Source organism: Candidatus Xenohaliotis californiensis, from assembly GCF_963930935.1.
GTDB classification, from domain to species: Bacteria; Pseudomonadota; Alphaproteobacteria; order Rickettsiales; family CAWVOK01; genus Xenohaliotis; species Xenohaliotis californiensis.
On record NZ_CAWVOK010000026.1, the window covers coordinates 75,164 to 88,256 of the forward strand.

The 13,093-nt window shown below is 31.0% G+C and carries 8 protein-coding genes and 2 tRNA genes; 4 read left to right on the forward strand and 6 right to left on the reverse strand.

All coding sequences use genetic code 11. The annotated features are described in order from the left end of the window. Positions 1-51 precede the first annotated feature (51 nt). Together AABI72_RS03440 and AABI72_RS03445 are read right to left on the reverse strand one after the other, a co-directional pair. On the reverse strand, positions 52-1,449 hold the full coding sequence (locus AABI72_RS03440; protein WP_338364435.1) for a hypothetical protein: 1,398 nt from the start codon (positions 1,447-1,449) through the stop codon (positions 52-54). Between the two features lie 106 nt (positions 1,450-1,555). After that, the gene (locus AABI72_RS03445) at positions 1,556-2,914 is read right to left on the reverse strand and encodes a hypothetical protein (protein ID WP_338364436.1); all 1,359 of its coding nucleotides are present in this window, start codon (positions 2,912-2,914) and stop codon (positions 1,556-1,558) included. Positions 2,915-3,465: 551 nt separating this feature from the next. Between AABI72_RS03445 and rho the strand changes: the two genes are divergently transcribed. Both rho and AABI72_RS03455 read left to right on the forward strand, forming a co-directional pair. Further along, on the forward strand, positions 3,466-4,845 hold the full coding sequence (rho, locus tag AABI72_RS03450) for a transcription termination factor Rho (protein ID WP_338364518.1): 1,380 nt from the start codon (positions 3,466-3,468) through the stop codon (positions 4,843-4,845). Between the two features lie 43 nt (positions 4,846-4,888). Then, on the forward strand, positions 4,889-5,401 hold the full coding sequence (locus AABI72_RS03455; RefSeq protein WP_338364438.1) for a hypothetical protein: 513 nt from the start codon (positions 4,889-4,891) through the stop codon (positions 5,399-5,401). 6 nt (positions 5,402-5,407) lie between these two features. Here the strand turns inward: AABI72_RS03455 and ligA are convergent, their stop codons facing one another. The 3 genes from ligA to AABI72_RS03470 form a co-directional block, all read right to left on the reverse strand. Beyond that, on the reverse strand, positions 5,408-7,435 hold the full coding sequence (gene ligA / locus AABI72_RS03460) for an NAD-dependent DNA ligase LigA (RefSeq protein ID WP_338364439.1): 2,028 nt from the start codon (positions 7,433-7,435) through the stop codon (positions 5,408-5,410). Next, on the reverse strand, positions 7,416-9,344 hold the full coding sequence (locus AABI72_RS03465) for an ankyrin repeat domain-containing protein (protein WP_338364440.1): 1,929 nt from the start codon (positions 9,342-9,344) through the stop codon (positions 7,416-7,418). Before AABI72_RS03465 ends, ligA begins: the two co-directional genes overlap by 20 nt. After that, positions 9,318-9,388, reverse strand: a tRNA-Cys gene (locus AABI72_RS03470). The genes AABI72_RS03465 and AABI72_RS03470 overlap by 27 nt, the downstream gene beginning before the upstream one ends. A 164-nt stretch (positions 9,389-9,552) precedes the next feature. Here AABI72_RS03470 and rpsD point away from each other — a divergent pair. Further along, positions 9,553-10,191, forward strand: coding sequence for a 30S ribosomal protein S4 (gene rpsD / locus AABI72_RS03475; protein ID WP_338364441.1), 639 nt, complete (start codon positions 9,553-9,555; stop codon positions 10,189-10,191). Positions 10,192-10,205: 14 nt separating this feature from the next. After that, positions 10,206-10,288, forward strand: a tRNA-Leu gene (locus tag AABI72_RS03480). Positions 10,289-10,292: 4 nt separating this feature from the next. On the opposite strand, the gene uvrA is transcribed toward AABI72_RS03480, so the two are convergent. Next, a complete protein-coding gene (gene uvrA / locus AABI72_RS03485; RefSeq protein ID WP_338364442.1) occupies positions 10,293-13,091 on the reverse strand; it encodes an excinuclease ABC subunit UvrA in 2,799 nt (932 codons plus the stop codon). Positions 13,092-13,093: the final 2 nt, after the last annotated feature.

Genomic DNA, 13,093 nt, shown 5'->3' on the forward strand with positions numbered 1-13,093 from the left:
TGTTATTTATTTTTGCTGATTGTATATATATTTTGTGAATTTTTTGTAAATTTAATGCTCTGGTCCAGATTCTTTTGTTTTATTTACAGTGTTTTGTTGTTTCTGCTGTTCGTTTTTTGTCCAAGATGGAGATGATTCTATTGAGGGTTTGGCTAATCTTAATCCCTCATGATTTTGTGATAATACTGCATCATTTTGTTTGGATTTATCTGAACTCTTTGGATTATCTTTTGTTTTATTTTGTGCTTCTAATCTGACTTGTTTTTCTAGCTCAATATATTGGGGTGTTCTAGATTTAATTTCACGCTTGCACAATGCCTTTACTATTGCAGTATCAATTAATGAGCCAACTACTGGTAACATTCCTAATGGTTTGCTTATGAGATACAAAGCCTTTCCAGATGACCCTAGTGAGCTAAGCACTGTAGGTAGATTTTGTAAATTTAGCATTTCTGCAATTATTCTCAATGGTTTTAATACTTTTTGCTTTAGATTTGGCTCTGATCCTCCTGTGCTAGCTACTGTTACTGCTAGTATGGCTGTTATTGTTTTATAAACTAAGTTAAGAGCTTTAAATGGCAACAACAATCCATTTTGCTGCATCTCTTTTGCTTTGGACAGCAAGAGTAATGGTTTTAGATTGTTATCAATTTCTCTGACAGCTTCTACAGATGAACTAAGTTTGTGGATAAGAACAACTCTTTCATGCATGGGCATTTCACGTAATGATTTTTCTGTTATTGTAAATTGGTAAGATTTTTCTTGCGATCTTGGTATATCATTTACTTTTTGCTCTGCACCTGATGTTTCATTTAATGTTTTTATCCATTCTAAATTTCTTGAGTTTTTTGGTGATCTGAGCTGCATTATTGTTTGCAATGGATGTTTTATTTTATCTTTTATAGAAGAATTAAGGCTTGGTCCATTTAGTGTAATAACTAAACCTGTTTCATTTATTGTGGTTTTTATACCAGTTTCATCACCTGCAACTACTACCCCTTCTTTTATCGGCATTCCTGTATTAGAGAAATCATTTTTTGCAATATCATATAAATTAAATCTATATGTTTTATTATTATTTTCAATGCTTGAGCCTATAGGAGTAATGTCTGGTTTACTTGGATTGTCCATAGGAATGGTTATATCATAAACAGCTGGAGCAATCAGATCGTGTAATGCTTTTATTCCAGGGCTGTGATGTTTTTTATATGATATAGGAAGTTTTTCATCTTTATTAAAGTCTAGTATACTGTAAAATGCTTGCTTGGCTGCAGAGGTATTGCTAATAGTCAATGATTTTATATTTGCTCTTATTAATTTTTTTGTATCTTCTGTTGAGAGACTGGTTATACGTTTATTATCAGCACCAAGTAATACAATTTTTTTGCCAATATGGTTATTGCCACTGGATGCTGTTTCAACTCTGCTATATGTTTTATTTTTTGCCATTTTTATTAAATTATGCTTAAGCAGCTAAATTATAGGCAAGTTGGATTAATAGTTGACTAACATTGAGCTATGATTATGTTTGCAGTAGGAATTATTTTTGGATATTTTATGTTGCAAGTGCTGGCAATGCATTAGATTCCATTGTGATGCTTGCAATATCTGCCTTTGAAACATTAGTGTTTGGTGTATCTTCTACTTGTTTTTCTCCTTCATTAACAGTGTTATCTGTTAATAAATTACCATTTCTTGAGATTTGTGAATCACCTGTAACTATAGTACAAAGTGTATTTTTTAATGTCATAACGTCAATACTACTATTAATTACACCATCTAGTAACAGTTCTTCTGGATCAATGCTGTGTATTGCACTTTTAAGAATTGTTCTAACTTCCATGCTGGAAAGGGTAATATAGTCAATATTTTCAAAATATAATCCAACTTGTTCCCTTACTACATCTTCAGTTATATTATTTAATAATTTTTGCAACAAACTCCTACTTTCAGCTTCATTTAGGCCACTAAAGGTTGGAGAATCTTGTTGTTTTATAATTGCAAGTAATTCTTTAGAGGAGAGTTTGATTAGCAGATTTATTTTATAATCTATGATTTTTTTTGTGATATGGTGCAACAATGCAAGTTTGTGCTTTGGAGATTTTGTTAGTATATCTTCTATGTCTTTATCTTCTGATATTTTATATATTAAGCTGGGTTCTGGGTTGCTATTTGTTGATATTGTTTCTTCTAGGGATTTTCTAATTTCTTTTTTAAGATCCTGCATTACATAAGCAGCATCTATTCCCTGTGTATATGGATAGAGAAAATGTTGTTTTATGATGTCATTCATAGAAAGCAACATAAACAATCCTCCAATGAAGGATGTAGCTAAAAGCAGAGATGATGAAGTCATAATTACAGCAGCAGGAAAATTGGAGGTTAATAATATGCATACCATGGCTGTAATAACTGGCGTAAGTAACATTATGATGCTGGAAAAGACAAATGCTATAGTTTTTATAGATTGTATCAATCTATGTTTATAGTAATGCCAAGGATATTTATTTTTTATAAACTGAGCACAAAATGCAGTTGACAGAGCTGGTTTGCCATGTGTAGTGGTGATTAGTAGTTCATATTTATCATTAAATGTAGATTTTTGTATCATGGTTTTTATAGGTGAGCCATTTTTTTCTTGATTGCACCTTGATTTTTTTATAGCATCCAAGATTGGTTTAAGCATTTTTTTTGCTGCTTCTTCTTCTAAGTTGGTTATTATTATGGTGTCATATTTATAGCCTCTTTGTATTTCTTGTACTTGCCAAGCAACAGGCTGTTCATCACTAGGATGGCTTCTGTTTATTGCATTTGTTTCATCTATAAAAATACTATAGAAAAAATCTATTGCATCATTTAGTGGAAATCCATTAAGTACTACTGTTAAAAAATTTTTTCTTATTTTGCTATCCATTTATATAAAATATTGTATTAATTTATTTATATAATAATATTAACGTTAATTATTTGCAATAAATAAGTATTTTTTCTCTTATTAAAGAAATTTTATCAATTAATAATTGCTGATTAGCTTACAAATTAATGTTTTTGTTGCTGTATATTTTTTAGTTGTGATGCATCTTTATGCATTTTCTACCTTAATTTTAAAAAAAGTCTTGAATATTTGATGTGGATTGTTTATATCTTGATGAGGGAAATTTATGTTATACTCTGAGAGATAAAGCTCTCATTTTTATGACTGTTAATTTCTTTTCTTAAAATTTTTTCTAATGTTTTTTCTTAAGTTCTTAATTTTATACATAGTATTTATTATATTTTGTAGGAGACTGAATGCCTGATAATAACCTTAATACTGTCAACATCCAAAAAGAAGATATAGCTGATAGCAGCAATAAAACTAATTTTTATAAAACTAAGAAAAGTGTTGTAAAGCGGAGAAAACGATTACCAATTGACTCTAATGATGCTTTGTCATTGGATGACTCTGTAGATACTAATATTGACATGAATTCTGCTGCAGATAAAGACAAAAGCTCAGAAGATACTGAAGATAATAACACAAATAGCAATAATGCTAGCAATATTGCTGAGGATGACAAAGATTCATTAGCTAATGTTTCAGTTGAAATTGCTGAGTTGCGAAAGAGAGATATAACCAGCTTGCTTGATTTCAGCTCTCAAATTGGTGCAGATGTAGCTGTAGGAATGGCTAAACAAGATATATTAATGAGCATTCTAAAGAGAATAGTTTTTGCTCATGGTTCTGTTATTGGAAGTGGCATGATAGAAATTTTGCCTGAAGGATTTGGTTTTTTACGTTCTACAGAGTGTAATTATGTATCATGTGCTAATGATATATATGTTTCATCTAATCAAATAAGGAAATTTGGCTTGCGTACTGGTGATATGATCAAAGGTATGGTGCGTGCACCAAAGCGTGGTGAGCGTTACTTTGCTCTACAGAAAGTCTTGGATGTTAATAATGATAGCTCACATAGCTCAAAATATAGGGTTAATTTTGATGATTTAATCCCACTATACCCAGTGGAAAAAATTAACTTAGAGTGTGATATGCAGAGCACAATTTCATCAGATATTAGTAGTAGAATTGTTGATTTAATTGCTCCACTTGGTAAGGGACAAAGAGCTTTAATTGTTGCACCACCACGCACTGGTAAGACTATTTTGATGCAAAATATAGCTCATTCAATATCTACCAATCATCCAGATATATCATTAATTGTTTTACTGATAGATGAGCGGCCAGAAGAAGTTACTGATATGTCACGTTCTGTAAAAGGTGAAGTGATTAGCTCAACTTTTGATGAACCGGCTATTAGGCATGTGCAGTTAGCCAATATGGTTATTGAGAAAGCTAAAAGAATGGTAGAAAGAAAAAAAGATGTAGTAATACTGCTTGATTCAATTACAAGATTAGCACGTGCATATAATACAGTTGTCCCATCATCTGGCAAGGTTTTGACTGGTGGGGTAGATGCCAATGCATTACAAAGACCAAAGCGTTTTTTTGGTGCTGCACGTAATATTGAACAAGGTGGCTCATTAACAATTATTGCAACAGCATTGGTGGAAACTGGTTCACGAATGGATGAGGTAATATTTGAAGAATTCAAAGGAACTGGTAACTCTGAGATTGTGCTTGATAGAAAAATAGCTGATAAGCGCATTTTCCCAGCTATAGATATTACACGTTCCAGTACTAGAAAAGAGGAACTTCTTGTTGATAAGGCAATTTTAGGTAAGATGTGGGTTTTGCGTCGTTTGTTAGTACAGATGGCTCCATTGGAGGCTATAGAATTTTTGCGTGATAAAATTAAGCAATCTAAAAGTAATTGCGATTTTTTTAATTTAATGAATAATTAATAAATATTTTATAAATGTAGTTATAATTATTTATTGATTATCTATGCCTCTTTGGAACTTTGAATATACTAAGCATTCCGATGACTTTGAGTCAATGAAATGTTGGGAATTTTTACTCAATAGATTAGATATTGTTTTTCATAGAAGAATGATTTTTAATTTTTTCATGATATCTGCTAGCATTTTTATTTTATCTATAATAGCTTTTTTGAGTTCTACTGTGAGCAGCATACATAAAGAAATTACTTACCCTTTTTCTATATGTATTGGGATTATACTGTGCTTTATATGGAGAATTCTTGGCTTGTACTATTCAGAAATGATATATGTACGTTCTAGCTCTGTTTATGAGCTTGAAAGAAATTTGGCAATACAAGTTCATAGCTATGAAGCTGAAGAGATGGGCAAGAGAAAACGAACTGCACTAATGGCTATAAGCTTTGTTGAAAGTGTTATACCACTAATTATGTTAGTATTATATTTATTGCTTTTGTCGGCACATTTTTTTAATACTAACTTGACTAATGCACTGAGAAGTATTGTAGATTTGTTTTAGTATTGTCTAGAGATGATTGTTATTGATTATTTCTAGCCAATCTTTTTCTGTAATTATTTTGATGCCAAGCTGTTGTGCTTTTTTTATCTTAGAGCTATTTATGGCATTGGAGACTAAATAGTTAGTGTCATGTATGATATTGCTGGATACTCTTGCACCAAGTTTTTCTGCAATACTTTTTGCTTCTGCTCTACTCATGCTTGTTAATTTTCCCGTAAAAATTATTGTTTTATTACTAATAGTAGATTTTGTTTGTTTTATTTGATTGTGCTTAATAGTAAGAATGTTTGCTAAGTTGTTTAATAGCAATATGTTTTCTTTAATTTGGGTAAATGATTTTAATGATTCAATCGTTTTATTTCCTATGCCATCAATATTGTTAAGTGTTGTTGTAATTCTTTCATTATTTATATTGTTAAGCAGCAAATAGAAGTTTTGATAGTTTCTAAGATGTTGTGAAAAAATTTTAGCTGTATTTATCCCTATAAACTTTATCCCTAATGCATATATAAAGCAATTAAGCTCTATTGTACGTTTTTTTTCTATTTCATAAACTAAGTTTTCCGCTGACTTTTTACCCCAATTTGGCAGTTTAGCCATATCTTCTACTTGTAATGTAAAGATGCTAGTTAAGTTTTTTATTAATCCAACACTAAACAGGCATTCTATTTGTTTTTTACCTAGTCCAGTTATATTAAGTGCTTCACGTGAAGTAAAATGAGCTAATTTTCCTATAATTTGTGCAGGGCAATTAAATTCATTAGGGCATTTTACAGCAACATTTTTTATGTCACTGATTGTTAATGTGCCACACGATGGACAATTAAGGGGAAATTCAAATGGCTTAGAGTATGAATTTCTCTTATCTTGGTTTGCACGCAAGACTTGTGGTATTATGTCGCCAGCACGTACTATTGTAACTATATCATTAATGCGTATATCTTTTTTAGTTATATCATCCTTGTTATGTAATGATGCACGACGTATTGTAACTCCAGACAAATTAACTGGAGATAGTTCTGCTATTGGGGTTAGTACACCAGTTCTTCCAACTTGTATTGTTATGTCTTTTACAGTAGTTTCCATTTGTTGTGCTGGAAACTTATGAGCTATGGCCCATCTCGGATACCTATTGGCATAACCTAGTCTTTTTTGTAGTGATGTGCTATTTACTTTATATACTATGCCATCTATATCATAGTTTAAATGTGGTCGTTGTGTGCAAATTTTGCTATACCATTCAAGCATTTTGTTTATATTATTTGTTGCAAAATGTGTTTTATTAACAGTGAAACCCCATTTATCAAGTGTTTCAATAATTTCACTTTGTGAATTGAATTTTATGCCTGTGCAAGTACCGACTGTATAAGCAAAGTATCGTAGATTCCTTTGTTTAGTAATGTTAGAATCTAAATGTCTAATTGATCCTGATGCAGCATTTCTAGGATTTAGAAATTCATTGCTGTTTTTTGCATTAATTTTTGCAAACTCATTGTGATCAATGTATATTTCACCACGTATTTCTACTTTTACCGGTTTTTTTTCAGATCCTTGAAGATATTTTGGAAACATATGTGAGACATTGCATAATATGTCTTCCCCAATATAACCATTACCACGTGTTAGAGCATTAACAAGCTTGCTGTTTATATATACTAGTGATATTGAAACACCATCTATTTTTTGCTCACAGTAAAAATCTATTGTGCTTTTTTCTGATAGGTTGAGAAATTTTTTGATTTTTGTTATAAAATTTTCTATGTCTTTAATGGTAAAGCCATTGCTAAGAGATAGCATGGGGGATGTATGTGGTACTTTTATGAATCTATCAGATGGTGGTGCACCAACTGTTGATCCATTTAAAGATAATTTTTTTTCTAATTTATCTCTAGCTTGGCAAAGTTTATCATATTTAGCATCAGAAATGATTGGAGAGCTTTGATTGTAGTATAAGTTGCTATGTTTTGTAATTTCAGCATTAATTTTTTCTAGTTTTTGAAGTAATAAGTCAGTATTAATCATTATTTGTTTCAAGATCAATGCAATTATAGCCTTGTTCTATGAAATAGTTACATGCAGCATTTACATTAGTATTATTGATTGTAAGATAAGCAATTGCTCTTTTGCTTGGACTAATTGTAACTGCATGTTGGTCAATTTTAAAGTATTTACCAGCTTTTGCTATAGCAAGTGCAGCTATATAACGATTTTTATATGAAGAAATTTTAATATTTACAGTTGCTTTATTAAATGAGCTTATATCACTATTACCATTGTCTTCAAATGGAATAGCTTCTCTAACTTCTATTTTTAACAATTTATTTTGAGAATCTTTTTGCTGCTTGATATTATCTGGATAATATGATGAATAGTGGAATTTATTGAATAAGTTATTTTTGGATACTAATGACATGCCTTTTGGTGTATAATCTAGCGATAGTGCCCTAACTCTTATGCCAACAGAAGTTAAAATATCAGCCATATTTTCAGCAAGTTCTTTATCTACCATAAATCCAGCTTTTAGTGATACAACTGATTTATCAATATTATTATGTATTGTGGTGTCATAAGCTGGATGTAGCATTGAAAGCCATTGTATTTGACTTATATTTTGCCAATATTTTTCTGCATGAATATTGTTGATGAAAATACCAAAGTCTAGTACATAACGCTCTGTGCCATTTTTTATAATGGTTTCAGTATCATTAATTGCCTTCTCCACGCTTGCTATTTTTTTCACAGTTTCTTTCTTATCATTCAATTTACTTTTTTCTTGTTGGATAGCTATTTCTCTAGCAATGCTGTTTTTTATTTTTTTCACATCTGCTATTTTCATATCATTTTGATTGTTTTTTGATGGCAGAACAGTAACAGATATGTTTCTATATACTAGAATTTTTTGTATATCCTGAGCATCTTTTTCATTAGAAAAAGCTCCAACAAAAAGATCATAAAAAGTTTGTTTATTAACATAGAATTGTTCTTTTTCTATTTTATAACTAAGCTGGCTTAACCATTTATGTTTAGATTTTATAATATTCCAATATGAAACTGCATCTTCAACTTTAGTAAAAGCACCAAAATACAGTGTATAATATTCTTTATTTTTTTGATTGTGATGGGTATATTTCCTTTCTTTTTTTTCACCTCCTTTCTTTTTAAGATTTTGTAATTCTGCTGTTTGAATATGGTTATTTTTTTTACTTGTATTAATATTTAATACTTTATTAGTATTTACTACCTCCTGATTACTAGCGGGAGAGGAGGGTGGTATAATAGCATCATTAATTATTGATAGCATTTGTTCAGATTTAGAGGATTTTTTTGCATATTGCATTGTTTGATCTAACAATGATTTTGGCATTTCATTTATTTCTTGCGCAATATATTTTACTGACATAACACTACCAGATTGTATTGCATAATCTATGGCAGTTTTTCCTTCTATGCTCTTAATATTAACATCAGCACCATGATCAAGTAGATTTTTTACTATATTGTGGTTGCCAAAAGATGCTGCATACATTAATGGTGTCAAATTATTAATAGTTGTTTTGTTAATTTCAGCATTTCTGCTTAATAATGCTGAAATTAAATTATTCATATCATGTATTGCTGAAAAATGTAGTGCAGTTACACCAGCATCATCAGCATCATTTGGATCTGCTCCATTTTCTAAAATTGAAATAGCTGTGCTATAGTCTTTATTAAGAACAGCATTTATCAAAGGAGTTGAGCCAAATTGAGAGTATCTTGCTATACTACTATGGCCTTGTTCTACAGAGATCTGCTGAGAACTATTGCTAAGAGAAGTAAAGTCACCATCTAATATGGTTTGGTTATATTCTTCATCCGCTAATGATGCAAAAGAAACTAACAATAATAAAGTTAGTATTATTACACCAAGCCATTTTTCAGGCTGAGGACGGAATCGAACCGCCATACAAGGATTTGCAATCCTCTGCATCACCATTCTGCCACTCAGCCTCATTAGCTTTATATAAAGTAACTATATGAGTTATTTTATATTAAATCAAGTATGTTTTAAATTAAATAGTAAGAAATTTTCAATAAGTAAAATTCACACATGCTCTATGCTTGTGTTTTCAGCTAAAATGTTATAATGTATCTAAATAATAATTTTTGAATAAATGAATGGTCATTTAATGTCTTATACTAAGAGAAAATTTTTAGTTAGCAGAAGATATGGTGTTAGCCTATGGGGACATGCCAAAGATCCAGTTCAGGAACGTAAATATCCACCTGGGCAACATGGAATTATGGGTTACTCTAAAAAATCTGATTTTGCAAAGCAGCTAGAAGCTAAGCAGAAGCTTAAATCTCATTATGACATACGTGAGAAGCAATTTAGAAATATATACCAGCTAGCAACAAAGAAAAAAGGTGACAGAATTGAGAATTTTATTTCTCTTCTAGAGACTCGTTTAGATGTTTTGGTTTATAGAGCAAAATTTGCACCAACAATATTTGCTGCTAAGCAATTAGTTTCACATGGTCATTTTTTATTAAATAATAAAAAAATTGATATACCATCAGTCAGGGTTGTGGCTGGCTCTACTGTGCAACTTAAAAAACAGGGAATGTTTGAAAATCCATCTATTGTTACTGCTATTGAAGCAAGTGATAGATCTGTGCCAGAATATATAGAAACAAATGATGAAAAACGTTCTTTTAAGCTGCTTAGACTTCCTGCATTGGTTGATGTGCCTTATGCATTTGTGGTAGATAATGTATTTATTAACCATATAATAGCTTTTTATTCACATTAATTTATTTTATTTATGCTCGTGTGGCGGAATGGTAGACGCAGTGGACTTAAAATCCACCGGTTGTATGACCTTGGGAGTTCAAGTCTCCCCGTGAGCATTTTTTATGGATTTGTGATTTGTGAATCAAAATATAATTTTATTTTACTATTTTTGTTTTTTATCAGCTCTTCTGGTGTGCCTTGTGATATAATTTTTCCACCCATTTCACCACCACCTAAACCCATTTCAATAATATAGTCAGCATTTTTTATTATATTAATGTTGTGTTCTATCACAATCATAGTGTTATTTTTATCAACAAGCTTATTTAGTGCCTTTATAAGGATTTTAATATCATGGGAGTGTAATCCTGTGGTTGGTTCATCTAAAATGTATAGCATTCTTGATGATGAATATTTGACTAATTCTTTAGCTATTTTTATTCTTTGTGATTCACCGCCAGATAATGTGTTTGCTGGTTGTCCAAGTTTTAAATAGCCAAGTCCAACTTCTTGCACTGCAGTCAACCCTTTTGTTATTTTAGCAAAGCTTGCAAAAAACAATAATGCATCATCAACAGTCATGCTCAGAACATCCGATATATTTTTTCCTTTATATGTTACTTGTAATGCTTCCCAGTTGTAGCGTTTGCCATTGCAATGCTCACAAGTTATATATATGTCCGATAAAAAATGCATATCTATTTTTATCATACCAATACCTTCACAGCTCTTGCAATGACCATTTTTTGAGTTGAAGGAAAATTTTGATGCATTATAACCTAAACTTTTAGAAAGTTTTTGTGCTGCAAAAAGGTTTTTTATTTCATTGAAGATATTCATATATGTTGCAGGGTTAGAGCGTGGTGTACTGTTTAGCAGTGTATGATTGACTTCAACAATTCCATCTATATACTCTAAGCCAAAAGCTTTTTCATAAGTTCCATCAATTGACTTGCCATTTTCTTTTATGCAATTATAGATTACGTTAGCTGCTAGAGTAGACTTTCCAGTTCCTGAAGAGCCAGTTATGCATGTTAGTGAGTAAAGTGGAAATGATACATCCAGATTTTTAATATTATGTTTTTTAATGCCATGTACTGCAATTTTTTTATCAGAAATCCTTCTTTGTGCTGGCATTGTTATATAAAGTTTTCTTGATAGATACATTCCAGTAAGGCTGTGTGAATTTTGTTTAATTTCATCAATGGTGCCCTGTGCAACAATATTACCACCTTTTTCACCAGATCCTGGACCAATTTCAATAACATAATCAGCATTTTTTATTATAGCCTCATCGTGCTCTACTATTAATATAGTATTTCCCATATCTTTAAGCTCTTTTACCATGCATACTAATTTTTCACTCTCAGTGTGGTGCAAGCCAATTGATGGTTCGTCTAGCACATATAATATTCCAGAAAGACCCATGCCAATTTGTGAAACCAGCCTTACTCGCTGCACTTCACCACCAGATAATGTTTTTATAGAGCGATTTAATGTTAAATATCCAAGTCCAATATCATTGATTGCAGTAAGTCGTTTAATGATTTCTTTTATGATTTGTTTAGCTATCAATGTTTTGCTTGATGTAATCTTGCAATGATTTTTAATATAGTCAGTGAAAAAATGTTTTGCATCAATTGCAGTCATTGCATTAATTTCACCAATACTTAAATCAGATATTTTAATACTTAATGCTCTCTTATTCATTCTGTAACCATTGCAAGTGATGCACTTTGACATACTGGTATATTTTTTAGGGTCATTTTTTAACAGTGGATGCCTACTATGAGCTTTTATTGAAATTTCAACTATGGTCATTAATCCAATGAAAATTTTACTAGGATCGCCATACAGTAGGATATCTTGTATTTTTTTTGGTAATTCCCTCCATGGTGCATTGAGGCTAAAAGAGTATTTTTTTGCTAGTTTTGTGAATATTTCAAATAGTGTGCTATATGGTTTAATGGTTATGTTGTGAGAACTTGTAGCAATTAATGGTGCAAGAGCACCTTCAAGTAATGTTTTTTCATGATCTGGAACTAAAAGATTGGGATTTATAGATGGCGCTATACCTAATCCAGCACATTCTTCACATGCACCACTAGGATTGTTAAAGGAGAATAAACTTGGTACTATGGATGATATTGGGACAGCATTTGCATCACTATCTGGACTGCTAGTTTGAAAGGTTAATATTTCTGGGTTGCACGTTTGATTTTTATTTGCAAATTTAGCAATTATTATTAATTTTTTATTTATTTCTGCAGCAACTTGCAAATCATTTAGAATCCTACTATCAATATTTTCTTTAATGATGATTCTATCAATTATTACCAGTACATTATCTGTATTTTTGATTTTATAGTTGTCATTGTCTGTATAAATTGCACCATTAATTGACAAACGTGCAAAACCTTTATTCTTGATTTCATTTATTTTGTTGTGATTCTCAATTGGTGACATTATGTGCAGCATAGTATCTGTTGGAAACACTGCTACAGTGTTTTTTATTTCCTCATGAGAATATATTTTAATTGGTTTATTGGTTGTGAGAGAATATGGAATGCCTATTTTTGCAAACAATAAGCGTATATGATCATGTATTTCTGTGATTGTTGAAACAGTTGGTTGATATGTATGTGAGTGAGTTTTCTGACTTATTGCTAAAGTTGGTGATAGCCCTGTAATAGATTCAACCATTGGTTTGTTGGATATGCCAATAAATCGTCTTAGATATGTTGATAGACTTTCTATATATCTTCTTTGTCCTTCAGCATATATAGTATTGAATGCAAGTGTTGATTTTCCAGATCCACTAACACCAGTTATGACTGTAATTTTATTTCTTGGTATCTCAACATTTATACTCTTTAGATTATTTTCCACTGCATTTTTTATGGAAATAAATTTTGACATTA